General features: G+C 60.3%; 10 protein-coding genes. 6 read left to right on the top strand and 4 right to left on the bottom strand.

The window, feature by feature from the left end:
• Nucleotides 1–99: 99 nt before the first annotated feature.
• Nucleotides 100–1,029 carry a LysR family transcriptional regulator gene (locus tag D0Y96_RS19545; protein WP_117303433.1) on the bottom strand — a complete coding sequence of 310 codons (930 nt, stop codon included), beginning with the start codon at nt 1,027–1,029 and terminating at the stop codon, nt 100–102.
• Nucleotides 1,030–1,730: 701 nt separating this feature from the next.
• Between D0Y96_RS19545 and peaA the strand changes: the two genes are divergently transcribed.
• The 6 genes from peaA to qhpE all read left to right on the top strand — a co-directional run bounded on the left by peaA (nt 1,731) and on the right by qhpE (nt 8,922).
• Nucleotides 1,731–3,479, top strand: coding sequence for a quinohemoprotein amine dehydrogenase subunit alpha (gene peaA, locus D0Y96_RS19540; RefSeq protein ID WP_117303431.1), 1,749 nt, complete (start codon nt 1,731–1,733; stop codon nt 3,477–3,479).
• Nucleotides 3,476–4,906, top strand: a complete 1,431-nt coding sequence (peaB, locus tag D0Y96_RS19535; RefSeq protein WP_117303429.1) for a quinohemoprotein amine dehydrogenase maturation protein — start codon at nt 3,476–3,478, stop codon at nt 4,904–4,906. Before peaA ends, peaB begins: the two co-directional genes overlap by 4 nt.
• On the top strand, nt 4,903–5,241 hold the full coding sequence (qhpC, locus tag D0Y96_RS19530; protein WP_117303427.1) for a quinohemoprotein amine dehydrogenase subunit gamma: 339 nt from the start codon (nt 4,903–4,905) through the stop codon (nt 5,239–5,241). Before peaB ends, qhpC begins: the two co-directional genes overlap by 4 nt.
• A gap of 25 nt (nt 5,242–5,266) precedes the next feature.
• A complete protein-coding gene (locus D0Y96_RS19525) occupies nt 5,267–6,379 on the top strand; it encodes a YncE family protein (RefSeq protein WP_117303425.1) in 1,113 nt (370 codons plus the stop codon).
• A gap of 180 nt (nt 6,380–6,559) precedes the next feature.
• Nucleotides 6,560–8,251 carry an ABC transporter ATP-binding protein gene (locus D0Y96_RS19520; protein ID WP_117303423.1) on the top strand — a complete coding sequence of 564 codons (1,692 nt, stop codon included), beginning with the start codon at nt 6,560–6,562 and terminating at the stop codon, nt 8,249–8,251.
• Nucleotides 8,248–8,922, top strand: coding sequence for a subtilisin-like serine protease QhpE (gene qhpE / locus D0Y96_RS19515; protein ID WP_117303421.1), 675 nt, complete (start codon nt 8,248–8,250; stop codon nt 8,920–8,922). The genes D0Y96_RS19520 and qhpE overlap by 4 nt, the downstream gene beginning before the upstream one ends.
• A gap of 9 nt (nt 8,923–8,931) precedes the next feature.
• Here qhpE and D0Y96_RS19510 read toward each other — a convergent pair whose 3' ends face one another.
• The 3 genes from D0Y96_RS19510 to D0Y96_RS19500 form a co-directional block, all read right to left on the bottom strand.
• Nucleotides 8,932–9,978: an NAD(P)/FAD-dependent oxidoreductase gene (locus D0Y96_RS19510; protein ID WP_117303419.1), complete on the bottom strand. Its 1,047-nt coding sequence runs from the start codon at nt 9,976–9,978 to the stop codon at nt 8,932–8,934.
• Between the two features lie 33 nt (nt 9,979–10,011).
• Nucleotides 10,012–13,464 carry a TonB-dependent receptor gene (locus D0Y96_RS19505; protein ID WP_117303417.1) on the bottom strand — a complete coding sequence of 1,151 codons (3,453 nt, stop codon included), beginning with the start codon at nt 13,462–13,464 and terminating at the stop codon, nt 10,012–10,014.
• Between the two features lie 430 nt (nt 13,465–13,894).
• Nucleotides 13,895–17,104 (bottom strand): WD40/YVTN/BNR-like repeat-containing protein, encoded by a 3,210-nt coding sequence (locus tag D0Y96_RS19500; protein WP_117303415.1) that lies wholly within the window; start codon nt 17,102–17,104, stop codon nt 13,895–13,897.
• Nucleotides 17,105–17,106: the final 2 nt, after the last annotated feature.

Raw genomic sequence — 17,106 nt, 5'->3', positions numbered from 1 at the left:
AAGAAACTGCGATAAGAAGATGCGATTTACTCTGCTGCCGGATGATTACCTGCCGATTCTTTCTGACAACGATGGAACGGCTCTGCCTGCGAGACCGGATCAGGCGACCCACCGGCAGAGCTCCGGATCAAACTTCTGCATGACGGAGTTACAGGTATCGATCAGCGCGGTGGTCTTTCCCGAAGGCTTCAGAGAGTGCATCGACGCCAGAATGACGGAGGCGGACTGCGTTTCGCCTGTAATCGGAAGGCACTTTACGGTGCGGCCGTCATACGTATGATCGAGCGCGGGGCGGAGATTGAGAATGGCATATCCCTTACCGGCCGCGACCAGTCCGCGTACCAGCTCGAAGTTACTGACCTCGTGCCGGATATTCGGCTCTTTCTCGGTCTCCCGAAAGACCGCAAGCTGATAGTCGGTGATGGGGGCATAGTTCAGCAGGATCAGCGGCTCGCTCACCAGATCGTCGGCACTGACGGCGCTTTGCGAGGCCAGAGGATGCGAGCCCGGCAGCAGAGCGTAGGAGCGGAGCGATGTAAGACGATGCGTCGCATAGAGCGCGGAATCGCAGCTCGGGTCATACATCAGAGCCGCTTCGATGGTTCCGTCACGCAGCCAGCGGAGCAGCGACTCGGTATCTCCGTCGTGAATCTGCAGATTGATATCGGGGTAGGCGGCGCGAAGCGTCTCGAGGATGCGGGGCAGAAAAAACGGGCTGAGCGTGGGAAAACATCCGAGCGAGATCTTGCCGCGCACCGTGTGATTCAGCTCATTTGCGCGATGATGAAGCTCTTCGGCCTGAATCAGCACATCTCTGGCTGCGGCCACGAGGGACTGGCCCGCAACGGTGAGACTTACGCCCTTTGCATGATGTCTGACAAAGCACTGAATCCCGAAGATCCCTTCAAGATAGGAGACCGCCGCGGAGACCCCGGGCTGAGAAACATATAACGACCGTGCAGCCGCCGATACACTTCCATGCTCTGCAACCGCAACAAGATAGCGGAGTTGCTGAAGGGTATAGTTCATTCCACTTCCTCATAAGAAAGATGTCCTGACTTTTTTAAACTTGTATGTACTTGTAGTGGAAATGGATGTGCCGGAATGGGCTCAGAGTAACATCGGCTTCATAGCCGCGCAAGCACTATTCCGCGTGCCCGGTGCGCCCTTCGAGCAGTGCTGACGCGGCTGAAACGACACCCAGGCACTTCTTCCGAGCCGCGATTTCACTGCATATTCAACAGCTTCCGCAAATTTCTTTGCGACTGACTCTCTCCGTCTCTGCTCCGCAGGCCAGGTAATTTTTATAGCCTGCATAAGAGAATGCGAAGATACATGGCGATGCCGCGAACTACGCGCACGCACAGCAAGCATGGGCTGTTCCTGATGGTTTCGCTTCCGGCCGCCGCCGGGACTGCATAACTAAAACCGATTCAACTCAGCAGATTTATCTATTTTGCAATCTGCGCACGATGCCCTACAGTGCAGGTCATAACAACAACATTCGGACGGCCGGAACTTCACTGCACAGCGCATCGGCCGCTGGTTTCAAAGCACTTCGAAACTCCGCTTCATCTGGTTTTCGGGTTCTGCACCTCCAGTGAAATGAAATACAGGCCGTCCCGCAGCGGGGATACGATTTCCTGTTTCTCAGGCAGGGGTCATCGTCTCTCCGCAGCACGGCCATTAACAGAAAACAGACGACAGAAATTATTTGGAGAGTGAGGCAGATGGCTGGTTCTGCAAAGCGAAAGCACTACTGGATTTCCTGTTCAACACTGTTTCTGGCTGCCACCCTCACTTTTATGCCGTTGTCCGCTGCGGCGCAGGGTGCTTCCGCGAAAACCGATGAGGGCCATGAGGCCGGCATTCCGGTCACGGATCAGCTGGTGCTCACGAAATGCGGCACCTGCCATGAGCCGGATGCAAAGGGCAATATGTCGCGCATCTCGTGGATTCGCACGACCCCGGAGGGCTGGGAGGAGGCGATCAAGCGCATGGTTCGCCTGAACGGTCTTTCTCTTTCGCCGGATGAGGCGCGCCACATTCTTCGCTATCTGAGCGATTCGCATGGGCTGGCGCCGGCCGAGGCGGAGCCCGTCGAATACTACTCCGAGCATCGCATCGTCGATGAAACGATCGCCGATCCTGATGTGCGCCATGCCTGCGCGTCGTGTCATGCACTGGCGCGGCCGCTCTCGTGGCATCGCTCGCAGGACGACTGGAAGTATCTGGTCAACATGCACGTCGCCTTCTTTCCGGCGATTGAGTTTACTTCCTTCCAGCTGCCCGCGCGCCGCGGCGATTCTGAATCTCCCACGCCCGCTGCCGCGCCGGTGAGTCCGCTGGACAAGGCACTTGCGTTTATCCGCAGGAGCGCTCCGCTGAGCACGCCGTCATGGTCGGAGTGGCAGGCCAGCATGAGCGATCCAAAGCTGGCGGGCCGCTGGCTGGTGACGGGCGAAGAGCCGGGCAAAGGCAGGTTCTTCGGAGAGGTGACGATTGCGCCGGGCGCCGAGGCGGACCAGTTCACGACGAAGACGACGATCCATTATGTGGACGGCACCTCGGAGACGCTGAGCGAAGAGGGCTCCTCCATCGTCTACACGGGCTTCCAGTGGAGAGGACGCTCGGCCGTGCAGCAACCGGGCACGGCTGTGGGCAGCCCGAAAACGATACGCGAGGTCATGCTGGTTTCTCCCGATCAGTCGACGATGAAGGGGCGCTGGTTCTGGGGAGTCTATGAAGAGTTCGGCATGGATGTGAAGCTGCGCCGCGCTCAGGAAGGCCCGGTGATTCTGGGGACTGACCTTTCTGCGCTGCGCACGGGCACAACAGGCACGAAGGTGACGATCTACGGCGATCATCTGCCGGACGATCTCAGCGCGGCGAATATCGATCTCGGCACGGGAGTGAAGGTCGCCAGTGTGCTGAATCATTCGGCGAGCTCCATCACGGTGAGCGTGGATGTCGCCGCAGACGCGACGCCTGGAATGCGGACGATCTCCGCGGGCGCGGCCACGGTACAGAATGCCTTCGCCGTCTATCGCCAGGTGGATTTCATCCGCGTGACGCCGGTGACGCCGATTGCGCATCTCGGCAGCGAATCGCATGAGAAGGGTTATGCCCAGTTCGCGGCGCATGGATACAGCTTTGGTCCCGACGGCAAGCCGGACACCGCCGATGATATCGATCTGGGACCGATGAAGGCCACGTGGAAGCTGGAGGAGTTTATCGCCAGCTACGGCGACGACGATACGCAGTTCGTCGGCTCCGTCGACGCGAATACCGGTCTCTTTACGCCGTCGAGCGATGGCCCCGATCCGAAGCGGCGATCGATGCGGAACAACTACGGCGATATATGGGTGGTAGGCACGGTGACTCCGGAGGGTTCGACGGGGCAGCTCTCGGCGAGAAGCTATCTGATCGTCTCGGTGCCTCAGTATGTGCAGTATGACCAGCCGGAGGTGGGACAGTGACGACCTATTCGACAGGCGATGTACACCGCTTCCACGGCGGCGGCACGGAGTATGTGTATCTTGCGGGCAGCGGGGGCATCGTGGCCCTCGACGCACTCTCCGCGCAGATTCTTTCGCGGCTGGAGCAGGAGACGCTGAGCCGTTCCGCACTGGTATCGCAGATGGAGACGGATGGCTTCGCGGCCATGGACGTGACCGAAGGCATCGATGAGCTGTATCAGCTGCATGCGATTGACGATGGAGGGCCGCGCGCCGTCTCTTCGCAGTCGCTGCCGCAGGAATTTCCGCTGCAGTCGATGGTGCTGAATGTAACCAACCAGTGCAACCTCTCGTGCCACTACTGTTACGAGTTCGGCGAAGACAAGGTAGCCACGCCGGAGGGCAAGAAGAAGTTCATGGACTGGGAGACGGCGAAGACCTCGGTCGATTATTTCTTCGCCGAATCGCGCGGCCGCAAAGCTGTCCATATCACTTTCTTCGGCGGCGAGACGCTGATGAACTTTCCGCTGCTGAAAAAGGTGGTCGAGTATGCCCGGCGCGAAGCGGAGCGCAGGCATGTCTCGATCGACTTCAGCCTGACCACCAATGCCACGCTGCTGACGCCGTCGATCATCGACTTCCTTGCGGAGAACGCCATCGGCGTCACGGTCAGCATCGACGGCGCGAAGGAGTCGCACGATGCCTTCCGCATCTTCAAGAACGGGCGCGGCACCTACGATGTGATCGAGCCGAAGATCAAAGAGCTGCTGGCGAAGCATAAGACCCGGCCCATTGCGGCGCGCGTGACGATGACCTCGCACGCGATGGATGTGCTGGGCACCTATAAACATCTGAAGCATACGCTGGGCTTTTATGAGGTAGGCTTTGCACCGGTGACCACTTCGCCGAATCGTCTGTACTCCATTGCTCCGGCAGGGATGGACAGTGTTCTGGGGCAGTTTCAGGTGCTTGCCGGTGATTACCTGGAGCATGCGAAGCGCGGCGAGCATCACGGCTTTTCAAATGTGAGCGACACGCTGGCGGAGCTGCACCAGGGCGTGAACAAAGCGCTGCCCTGCGGCGCCGGGCTGGGACTGGTGGGCGTGGGACCGTCGGGCGATATCGCTCCCTGCCATCGCTTTGTGGACTCCGATGCTCACAACCTGGGCCACGTGAGCACCGGCATCGACCGCGAAAAGCAGGCCGCTTTTCTCAAGCGCGGCAACATCGACAGCAAGTACGACTGCCACACCTGCTGGGCGCGGCCGCTGTGCGCCGGCGGCTGCCATCATGAGGCCTTTGTCCGTTATGGCGACACGGGCCACGCCAATCTCCACTACTGCGACTGGATTCGGGCATGGACCGACACCTGTCTGCAGATTTACGGAACCATCGCCGCACAGAATCCTGCATTTCTCGACCACTTCTCCGAAAGGAAAGCGTCATGAAGCATCTTCGACCAGTGAACGCCAAGGCTCAGCGCATGACCGAGCAGGCTGAGGCAGAGAACGACATCGTCGCTCTGCAGTCGGGCCGCTCAACCGCGGTCAAGCCCCATGTACCCATGGGCTGTTCCATCGTCTTCTCACCAGGATGGGAGGTCGACTCGGCGGGCGGAACGGCCGGGCTTTGCCAGCCGGTGGAGCGCGACATCTACGACTGCTACGTCACATGCTTCTGGCCTGCGCAGGTTCCGGACCATCTGAACAATGCGCCGGACTGGACCGCCAAATGCGCCGTGGCCACGAAGGACTGGCGCAACCTCGACATCGTATTTCCCTGATTTCAGCGACTGGAGAGACGTATCCATGCGTGGCATTTTATTTTCACTGTGTCTGTGCCTTCCTGCGTTGCCGGCTTCGGCTGCGCCGTCCCCCGCAACGGCGAAGCCGGCGATTCTTTACCTGGCGACGTGGCCGCATAAAATTGATGTGATCGACCTGAACCAGGAGAAGGTCGTCGGTCAGATCAATCTCACCACCGATATCGCGCGCCAGCTGGTTCTCTCGCCCGACCACAAAAAGCTGTACGCTTCCACGCTGGCGGATAACAGCATCGTTACGATCGATCTGGCCACACGCAGGGTGACCGACTCGTTTTCACTCGACGGCGGAAATGAAAAGAATCGCCTCAGCGGGCTGACGATCGATCCGACGGGCAGATATCTGTATGCGGTCGATACGCTGATCACCAAGCAGATCGACCACTTCGATATCGGATCGCCGAAGTTCATCGTGATCGATCTGAGCGCGAAACAGATTACGCGCAGCGTCGATATGCCGAAGGATGATGACGTTCCGGGCTATCGCAGCTCCATGAAGCTGTCTCCGGACGGGAAGTATCTTTACCTCTTCCGCGACGGAATTCAGGTCTTCGACGCGTCCACCTTCAGGCTCGTCAAAAAGATCGATCTGCGGCAGCCGCCGGTTCCCGACATGCTGAACCTGTCGCTGAATCTGGTGGATGATCCGAACGAAGATCCGAATACGGTGACCGGATTCTTCAACTCATCCGATCCCTATGTGCATCGCGAGATCTTCGGCGTTGCGCAGATCGATCTGAAAAATCTGACCTTCGATCTGACCCCGGTGGGACCGGTGACGACGACCAGCATGTCTCCGCTGATGCTGAGCCCCGACCACAAGCTGGGATATACCGCGGTGGTGAACGGCGAGCAGGGGAACCGGATCACCGAGTTCTGGGTGATCGACATGGCCACCCGGCAGGTGATTGCGAAGAAGCAGTTCGTCGGCCGCACCCGCTTCAACTTCGGACTGAGCGCCGACGGCAAAAAGCTGCTGATCTACAACGCCGGCTATCAGGTCGAAGTGTACGACGCAAAAACCCTCGAGATGACCAGCGATATCGACCTTGAAGGCGATACGACTTCCAACCTGATCGTGATGCCCGCAGGCGAATAACCCGCGAGCAGAACGACTCGGCATCGGCCTTTGAGCCGGACATGCTTTCGCAGATGGAAGGCTGTCCGGCTCAGGCGAAATGAGGGCTGATTGGCTACTCTGCATTCTGATCCCGCCCCGTCCCCGGAACCGCCTGCAACGATCCCGCTCGCCCAGTATCGAAGAGTTCTGCACTGGCTTATGCCTTACTGGCGCCTGCTGTGCGCCGTACTGCTGCTGGGGCTGCTTTCCACCGCGCTGAGCCTGGTGCAGCCCTGGTTCTCCCGTGTGCTGATCGACAACGCTCTGCTGCACCACAATATGAAGGCGCTGGAAGAGATTGCGCTGATGATGATTGTGGTGACCGTGTTCAGCACGCTGGTCTCGATCGCCTCCAGCTATCTCTACATTCGCTTCTCGGCTCAGTCGCTCTTCGATATGCGGCTGGAGGTCTACCGGCATCTGCAGCGGCTGTCGCCGCAGTTTTTTGCGCGGCGCAGGCTGGGGGATATCGTCTCGCGCCTGAACAACGATGTGGGCGAGGTGCAGCGCGTCTGCTCGGACACGCTGCTGAGCGTACTCTCGAACATTCTGTTTCTTGCGGGCAGCGTGACGATCATGCTGTGGCTCAACTGGCGACTTTGCCTGGCGAGCCTGGCTCTGCTGCCGGTTGGCGGGCTTGCGCTGCGCCACTTTCAGGCGAGGCTGACCCAGCGCACGCGAACGATGCGGGAGTGCAGCGCCGGCCTGGGCAGCTTTCTCATCGAGAGCCTGATGGGGATTCGCCTGGTAATCGCGTCGGCGAACGAGCACCGCGAAGCGGAGAACTTCGAGCGGCACAATACCAGCTTTATTGAGGCGCTGCTGCGCATGCAGTTTCTCTCTTTTCTTGCGGCGGCGGCTCCGGGCATGGTTCTGACCGTTTCGACGGCGATGGTTTTTCTTTACGGCGGACGGCTGGTGATCGAAAACCAGCTGACGATCGGCAGCCTGGTGGCGTTCATGGCGTACCATCTGCGTCTGCTGTCGCCGGTGCAGAGCCTGATGGGGGTTTATACCAATCTGCTGACAGGGGCCGTCTCGCTGGAGCGCGTCTTCTCGCTGCTCGATATCCGCCCCGAAGTTGTGGAGGTGGCCGATGCGAAACCACTCAGCGGCATTCGGCACGATGTGCGTTTCGATCATGTCTGCTTCGGCTACTCAAAGGACAGGCAGGCACTCAAAGACATTTCATTCCGTATTCCGGCGGGCTCGCTCTGCGTGATGATCGGCGCGAGCGGCGCAGGCAAATCGACGATCGCCGAATTGCTGGTGCGGTTTCATGATCCCGATGAGGGCTCCGTCACGTTTGACGGAGATGACCTGCGCGAGCTGCGGCTTGAGGAGCTGCGCCGGCGCGTGGCGCTGGTGGAGCAGGTTCCCTTCTTCTTTCATGCGAGCATTCGGGACAACATCGCCTATGGACAGCCTGACGCGACCGATGAGGAGATTCGCGCCAGCGCCGCAGCCGCCTGCATCGACGGCTTCATCCAGTCCCTTCCCGACGGATACAGCACGGTCATCGGCGAGCGGGGAGCGACGATCTCCGTGGGAGAGCGTCAGCGCATCGCACTGGCGCGCGCGCTGCTTCGCGATCCCGATCTGCTGATTATGGATGAGCCCACGTCGGCGCTCGATGTACAGTCTGAAGCGGCCGTGGCCCGCGAGCTGGCACGCGCGCTGCGCGGCCGCACTGCCCTGCTGATTACGCATCGCATGGCGCTGGTGGAGATTGCCGATATGGTGATCGTCGTCGATGAAGGACGGATTGTCGAAGCCGGCAATCCGGAGCGGCTGCTCACAGGAGCGCGGAGATCGGCGATGTTCCCGGTCGCAGCGGGAGAGCCCGCATGAGCGGAGCAGTACGGATCGGCATTGTGGACAGCGGTGTCCATGCCGGGCATCCGCATGTGGGCCGCATCGCAGGCGGGATCGCGGTCGAAGATAACGGATTCTCCGGCGATTTTGTCGACCGTCTGGGTCACGGCACAGCGGTTGCAGCGCTGATTCACTTTCTTGCTCCGCAGGCGGAGCTTCTTGCCGTGCGCATCTTCGATCGAAGACTTGCGACCGGCATCGACCGGGTCATTCGCGCCATGGACTGGTGCCTTGAGAACGACGTGCAGATTATCAACCTGAGCCTCGGGACGACGAATCCGGAGCATCGCGCTCCGTTTCTGGCAGCGGCCGATCGGGTAAGGAGCGCAGGCGCGGTGCTGGTGTCGGCGTTCGAGATGAACGGCACACGCATGCTGCCTGGATCGTTGCCGGGAGTGATCGGCGTGGCGGCTGATGCCGATTGTCCGCGTGAAGAGTTCCGCGTGACAGAGCGTGAGGGGAAAAGAGTGTTCTGCGCATCGCCCTTTCCGCGTGAGATTCCCGGCGTGCCGCGCGAGCAGAACCTGCAGGGCGTGAGCTTTGCGGTGGCTCACATCTCGGCACATCTGGCGCGCTGCCGGTCTGAAGACAACGCGGCACTGTATTGCGAAGATCGGCTGGCGCGGCGGCAGAGCGCTTCCGTCTGAAAGCTGCTCTCAGCCTGCGATCCGCTCTGTCAGCAGCTCCAGCTCATCACCGACGAGACGAAAGCGTGAGGGTGCGGCGATCTCTCTGAGCCGTTCCTGCATCAGGAGAATTCCACGCTGCAGCTCTGCTGCCTCTGCTGTCCAGAACGGGCCGGAGCCGCCACCGGTGTAAAAGCTGCGGCAGACCTCAAGATGACGGAGAAATCCCTGCATCAGCCGCGCTCTGTAATGCGCCAGCAGCGCATCGACGGGCAAGCTTTCCACCGCGGCGCGAATGATTGCCGAAGCCAGCAGAGCTTCGCGGGCAGCGTGCCCGGCGCCTTCGCCGCATAACGGATCGAAGGCCATGGCCGCGGCGCCGCATGCGAGCCATCCCGGTCCGCAGAGATCAGGAAGGATCTGCGGAAACGCAGCGAAGCTGCGCGCGGGCTGCGGGGAGGGATCAAGCTGCCGGATCTGTTTTGCGATGAGCTGACTTTGATCGAGGAGCTTCTCCGGAGCATAGCCGGTGCGAATGAGCATGCCCAGTCCGTCGCCCGAGGGGAGCAGAAAGAGCCATCCCTCCGGAACCGATTCGACCCAGCAGCAATCCTGGGGAACGTTTCGTTCGAGAACGACAGACCCGGCAAGCGCGACGCGCGATCCAAACTGCAGAGGAGCAGAAAGCGCAGCCGGATCTGCGGCCGAAAGAATGGTCCACGCAGCGGTATCGGTTTCGCCGGCATGGATCACGGTCCCGGCGGGGACGGTTCGCTTCCAGAGATTGTTCAGCAGCTGCTGTTCTGAGACGACCGCTCCATGGTGAGGCAGCTCGACCGGCAACGATCCCTCACCCCAGAGCACGATTCTGCGGCGAATCTGCGGAGCGTGCGTAAAGAGATCGGGCGCTTCAAAGAACTCAGAGAGCAGATGCTGCGTCTGACGGCTGATGAGGAGCCTCGAGGGTCTGGCTCGGTCTGCGCTTTGCAGCGCAACAGGAAAGCCGCGGCGCAAAAGCAGATGGGCTGCACAGCAGGCTGCCAGCCCATCTCCCAGTACCTTCACCGTATCGGCCATGAGGCTCCCTCAGCCGTAGGATGCTTTACCGGATCAGAAGGAGAACCGGCCCGTCAGCATCACCGCTCTGGGGCCCGCGTTTCCCTGTGTCTGCACACTGGAGATCTGTCCGAAGTTCTGCGTGCCCAGCGTCAGCGATGCGGGAACGGCAAGGTTCTGATGGTTGAACAGGTTCTGCGCCTGCGCGCCGAACTGGAAGTTCATCCGCTCAGTGAATTTGACATCCTTGAAGAGCGAGGCGGAAACGGTATCCGTCCCTGGCCCGACCACGCTGCCGACAGAAGCCGTTCCCTGCCGCGCCAGATTATTTCCCGGCTCGACATAAGCGGCGCTGTTGAGATAATTGCGAGCGCCCTGGCCATGCAGATAGGGTGAAACGCCTGTCACCACATCGGCGCGGGCATTGCCGACCGTCTGCGTGATGCCTGTGCCGGTCGGGTCGCTGCCGGTATTGGCGAGCGGCGTCATAAACGGACCACTCTGGAACATCATGTAGCTTGCGAGCTGCCATCCACCGATGAGGCGATCCAGAAGAGGATTGTCGGTTGCGAGAAATCTCTGCCCTCTGCCGACCGGCAGCTGATAGAGAAAGGATGCGAGAGCGCGATGACGGCTCGTATATTCGACGTTGCCATAGTCGAGTCCTGGATGGAAGCGATCGCTCGGATAGGCTCCGATGCTGCTGGCGTAGCCCGTGGGGTTGCCGCCGTCTTCATCCGAAAGGTCTCTGGTGAAGGTATAGCTTGTCTGAAACTGCAGACCGTGCGACATGCGGTGGTTTGCTTCGACGGTGACCGCGTTGTAGTTGCTCTCCGCGCCATTCACCACAGTAGGAATCTGGCTCAGCTCGGGGAACGGCCGGGTTGGATAGGCCGCCTTGTAACCGATGGTGTTGTACGGAACCTGGTTCAGATCGGCTTCGATATCGAGATCTCTTCCGTGGCTCCCGAGGTAAGAGATGCGCAGGCCGGTGTTGAAGCCGATATCCTGCTCCACCGTAAGGTTCCACTGCTGCACGGTGGGATCTTTGTAGTGGGGCGTGATGGCGTAATCGAACTGCAGCGTGCCCGGCGCCGATGCTCCCAGCTGGAACGGCGACGGAAAGGAGAGTACCGGCTGGCCGGATGCGTTGTAGCCATTGGCGGAGACATAGAGCGCGCTGGAGGATACGGCCCAGCCGCCCACGACGTTTCCACCGAGCGTATTTTCGATGTACTGTCCCCAGCCGCCGCGAAGAACGGTCTTGTCGTTGCCGAAGACGCGCCATGCGAATCCGAAGCGAGGAGCGAAGTCGGTTTTCTGCGTGTACACCAGCGAGGGCGGAACCCCGGCCTGCTGCGCGGTCATGATGGGCAGCGGAGATACTCCGGCCGCAAAGCTGGGAAGTGTAAGGCCCGTCAGAGCCTGCTGATTCGGGACGATGATTGCGCCCTGCACCATCTGTCCGTTCTGAAACGACGAATAATCGGGCAGGAAGTTGGCGCTGTTGGCCTGATGATCTTTCATCATCGGGTGGTACTCATAGCGGAGACCGTAGTTCAGAGTAAGAGACGGCGTTAATTTCCAGGTATCCTGCACGTAGAAGTTGTAGCCATTTCCGTAGCCGTTCATATTGGCATCGAGAACATCGGAAACGGTCGTGGTGTCAGGGTAGCCGAGCAGGAACGCTGCGAACGGCGCGTACTGGTTGATGGTGGAACCCACGGCAGAAGCGCCGTTGAACGAATACTTGCCGAGACGTGAGCTGCCGAATACGTTGCTGGCATAAGCATTCAGATAGCGGTAGTCCACGCCGCCCTTCATCGTATGCGTGCCTTTGCTCCAGGTCAGGTTATCGAGAATCTGAATGGTGCGGCTGCGCGTCAGGCTCGAGCTGGTTCCACCTGTTGCCGTAAATCCGGTCACGACAAAATTCGGAGCAGCGGGAACGGAAGTGCTGAGCAGATCGGGTATTCCGGAGATGCCCAGCTTGCCCACGAGACTGGAGTTGGCGTCGAACGTAGTCGAAGTAATGAACTTGCTCAATCCGGCGCGGAGCTCATTGATCAGATTCGGAGTAAGGATGTAGTTATACGCCGCGGTAAAGCTCGTATCTTTCTCCGGCCTGGCAAAGGAGCCGACCAGCGCGGAGCCGCCGTTCGACCCGCTCGCCGTGGGCGCGACCGATACGGAGCGCTGCTTATAGCTGTATCGCACAAATATCGACTGCTTCGAGGTAATGGTCTGGTCGATGCGCGCGTCTCCCTGATCGGAGCTGATTGGAGTGGGAAAGTTCTCTACATAGTTATTGGAGATGGCATACGCCGGACCGGTGTTCGGCATGGGATAGAGCGCGGCCAGCGCGGCTGCCGCGGTCGGTGAGATGTCTCCGGATGGAATGACATTGCCTGCGAACGGAGTTCCATCCGCATTATGGATCTGAATGGCCGGCTGGCCGGAGGGCGTGACCGCCTGCGCGTAATACGAAAGGTCGCCGCCGCGCATCGCGAGCGAAGGCACGCTCTGCGTGACCGTGGACTGCTGCGGCAGACGCAGCCCTTCATAGCTCAGGAAGTAGAATGTCTTATCCCTGCCGTTGTAGAGCATCGGCACCGTGACCGGTCCGCTGTAGAAGGCTCCGAAGTCGTTCATGACGATCTTCGGCTTGGTGGCGGAAAAAGGATTTTTGGCGTTCAGCCCGGCGGTCTCGTAGTTATCGTAGATACCGCCATGCGCGCGATTGGTGCCGCTTTTCGATACGGTCGTGATATCGCTCACCGAGCCGTACTCGGCATTGTTGCTGTTCTGATTGACCTGAATTTCCTCGATCGAAGCAAAGGACGGGAAGAGCTCCGGCGACGGCGCGCTGCTCTCCACGTTCATGGTGCTGATGCCGTCCACGGTCACCGACAGAAGACTGGGCTTGGAGCCTGCGACGGAGAGATTGCCTGTCGAGTCCGTCTGCACGCCCGCCTGCGAGGTGAGTGTGGCGAAGGGGCTGGTGGAGCCTGAACCACGCGAGCTGATGGCCAGCGGAAGCTCATCGAGCTCGATGCCGGTGCGGGTCTCGCCGAGGTTCGAAGTATCGGTGTTGACCACAGCGGCGGCGGCGTTGACGACGACGGTCTGCGAGACTCCGCCGACAGAGAGGGCCGCATCGACGCGCTGCGTCTCGCGAGCCTGCAGAACGAGGCCGGGGAACTCTCCCTTATCAAAGCCGGAAGCGGTGACCTCGATGGAATAAGAACCGGCGTCCACGTTCAGGAAGCTGTATTCGCCTGTCGCCGTTGTGATGGCTTTGCGCACGGCGGTGGTTCCGGTATTGGTCAGCACGACGCCGGCGCCCGGGATGACACTGCCGCCTGCATCTTTCACGGTTCCGGTGAAGGCTCCGAAGGTGGACTGCGCGAAGCTCTGGCCGGTGAAAAAGAGAGCGAGAGCCAGAAGTGCTGCAAAGAGCCGCAGACGGGAAGAAGATCTGAAGATACAGGAAATGTATAGATTCATGCTGAATACGCCTCTCAGAAGAATGGACTTCAGGACAGCAATGCGAGGAGTTTTCCCCGCCCTGTTTTTCTGTTTCGTGCCGGTTCTTGCGGAAAAGAGTATGGACTTCCCGCAGCCGATATTTCAGCGACCGGAACGGGAGAAGGGTGATGACTGGGTTATTACCGACTTATGGGGCAAACAGTAAACGAGGGCAGGCTGGATTCAAAATACTTATAAGTTATCCAGTGAATTGCTTTTGCTGATATTTGCCGCGGATGCCGCGCAGGATGCGGCTTTCACAGCACTTATCCGTCACAGAGGCTTTGTGAAGAGGCGACCTATAAGTTAGATTTATTCGGCGCAGCAGCGCAAGGCGCATGGTCTGGCTGGCTGCGCAGACTACAGGAAAGTACAAGCAGCGCAAAATGAGATGCGCCGGCCATGACCCTTAACGGGTCATGGCGTAATGCACCTGCTCTTCGATGGCTGAGATTTCGACCGGCTCGCGATGCGCGCGCACCAGCGCCGCGTTGACTTCGTCGAGGCCCGATTTTCTGAACTGCCGCCATGCCTCGATCTTTTCCTGCGCGGCTTTGCTCATCTCCTGATAAATAGCGACAGCCTGTGACGGAGCGGTTCGGTCTCCGCTTTCGACCATGCGCAGAGCAACACCGAGCCCTTCATTCGCGGTGGCGAGTCCGGCCTTCTCTTCGCTCTTTTCGTCCTGATCGTTGTCGCCGCCCTTGATCGCTTCGACCTTTGCCTGGGCGCGCTGGACAGCCTGCACCAAATCCGGATTATTTTCCGCATTTGCCGCGAGCGCTTTTAGCTGGCTCTCCACGCTTTCAAGCTCTGCCATGGCCTGACGACTGGATCGTGTCTTCTCATAAATGGCGGCGGCGAGCGAGTACTGCTGATCGAGCACCTGCGTGGCTGCCTGCGCGCGCGGGTCCATGATGACGTGCAGCGGACGGCTGACCGTTGTGCCGTCGGCGGAGAGCCGCAGCGTGTAGACGCCCGGCGGAACACGCGGCCCCGGCGGCATGCTCGCATTGTCATCATCGTCGTCGTCATCGAGGCCGGTACCAGAGCCTCCGGATTCGAGATCCCAGATAAAGCGATGCTCTCCGGCGTTTGTGGCGAGAACCTCCGGCTTCGGAAACCAGCGCTCGGCGATGGGCAGCAGCGGACGTTTGATGGTCTGTTTGTCTTCGCTTGAAAAGTGGCGCAGCACATGGCCCTGCGCGTCGAGAATCTGCAGGGTGACTTTGGATGCGTCGCCGCGAAGATAGTAGTCCACGATGGCGCCGTTAGGAGGATTGTCCGCCTGCGGCTCTTCCGGCGGCAGCGGCGTGCCGAGGAAGCCATCGTTGTCGACGCGCACCGCAGACGGAGGCGCGTACAGATATGCCGAAGCATTCTGCACGGCCGCGGCCTGACGGAGCGGAGCAATATCGTCCAGCACCCAGAAGGAGCGGCCATGCGTGGCCACGATCAGATCGCTGCCGTTGATATTGAGATCGCGGATGGAGCTGACAGGCAGGTTGAGCTGCAGCGGCTGCCAGTCGCCGCCATCGTTGAAGGAGACATAGACGCCGAGCTCGGTTCCTGCAAAGAGCAGATTGCGCTGTTCGGGATCTTCGCGAACCGCATTCAGAAAACTGTCGGGGGCGATGCCATTTACCGACAGCTTCCAGGTCTTTCCGAAATCGTGCGTGATATACAGATACGGCTTCTGATCGTCGAGACGATGGCGGTCGACGGCGGCGTAGGCCGTGGCCGCATCGAAGCGCGATGCCTCGATCAGCGCGATCTTGCTCCACGCGGAAAGCCCTGGAGGCGTTACATCATGCCAGGTTTTGCCGCCATCGGTGGTGAGATGAATGCGCCCGGTATCGCTGCCGGCCCAGATCTGCGCGGCGCTGAGCGGCGAAGGCGCAATGGTGTACACGACGCCGAAGCCTCTCTGCTCGGCATTCTCTGTCGTCGCGGGGCCGTCTTCGCTGGTCCCAGCTACAGCTCCCGTCAGATCGGGACTGATCTTCTGCCAGTGCAGGCCGCCGTCGGTGGTCTTCATCACATACTGCGTGCCCAGATACAGCGATGTTTTATCGGCGGGCGAAAAGACGAGCACCGGCGTCCATGGATCGCGATAGCGCCGCTTGTTGATGGGCAGATCGAAGCCTCCCAGCGGCCACGGCGTGATGGTCTGGCTGAGCGAGGTGCGGCGATCGAAGCGCTGTACGGTGCCATAGGTGCCCGAGAGATAGATGATGTTTTCGTCCTTCGGATCGATGGCAAGGTATCCGCTCTCGCTGTCGCCGGGAAGGAACCAGTCGCGCGCGTCGAGGTGTCCGTGATCGGAGCGGCTGTGTACGGCGATGGAACCGCTGTCCTGCTGCGCTCCATAAATGGTGTAGGGAAACCGATGATCGGTCGTGACGTGATAGAGCTGCGCGGTGGGCTGGTTGTACCACGTCGTCCATGTGTGCCCGTGATCGAGGCTGATCGTCGCTCCCTGGTCGACGCCGAGCGCAAGATGGCCGGGATTCTTCGGATCGACCCATATCTGGTGATAGTCGTCGCCGCCGGGCGCGCCGCGCACAATCTGGATGGTCTTGCCTCCGTCTTTGGTGCGATACAGCGCAACGTTGGGAATATAGAGAACGTCGGCGTTCGACGGATCGATGGCGAGAGCGCTGAAGTACCAGGCGCGGCTGGTGAGACGCGGGTCGGCGTTCACCAGCGACCAGGTATCGCCTCCATCGTCGGAGCGATAGAGGCCGGAGTGGCCGGGGCAATCGATCGTCACGTAAACGCGACGGCCATCGGCGCCGACGGCGATGCCGGTGCGGCCCCAGTGGCCATCGGGCAATCCATGACCGGCGATCTCCGTCCATGTTGCGCCGCCATCGATGGAACGGTAGAGGCCGTCGCCTGGACCTTCGAGCGGAGCATAGGTGCTCCACGTGGAGCGATGCGCGTTCCATGTGGCGGCAAAGAGAATCTGCGGTTTGTTTGTGGCCATCGCGATGTCGGCGATGCCGGTGTCGGGGCCTTTATCGAGCACACGCTGCCAGTGATCTCCGCCATCAGTGGATTTGTAGACGCCGCGCTCGGCATTCGGCCCATAGGCATGACCCAGCACACCCACATACACGGTGCGCGCATCATTCGGATCGACGAGGATGCGGCTGATCTGGCGCGAGTCTTCAAGACCGATGTGCTTCCACGTCGCACCGCCGTCTTCGCTGCGATACACGCCGTCGCCGGAGGCGAGATCGGAGCGGATGTCGGACTCACCGGTGCCGGCATAGATCACCTTCGGATCGGAAGGCGCGACGGCGAGAGCTCCGATGGAAGCGGCGCGCTCGTGATCGAAGACCGGCTGCCAGACGGTGCCCGCGTCCGTTGTCTTCCATACGCCGCCATCGACTCCGCCGAAATAGAAGGTTCCGTCACCGCCTGGAACACCGCTGACGGCCACGACGCGTCCGGCGCGAAAGGGGCCGACCAGACGCCAGCGCAGCCCGCTGAATAACTGCGGAGGGAGCGACTGCGCAGCGGCCGATGCCGGCGCGAGTGCGCAGAATATGGAGGCGATAAGAAGCGGAAGAACACACAGGCGAAGCAGATGGCGAGGGGCTGGGGTGTCCATTG

The organism is Paracidobacterium acidisoli (assembly GCF_003428625.2).
In the GTDB taxonomy this organism is placed as follows: domain Bacteria; phylum Acidobacteriota; class Terriglobia; order Terriglobales; family Acidobacteriaceae; genus Paracidobacterium; species Paracidobacterium acidisoli.
The sequence above is the reverse complement of the archived record's forward strand: the minus strand, read 5'-3'. Positions and strand labels throughout refer to the sequence as shown.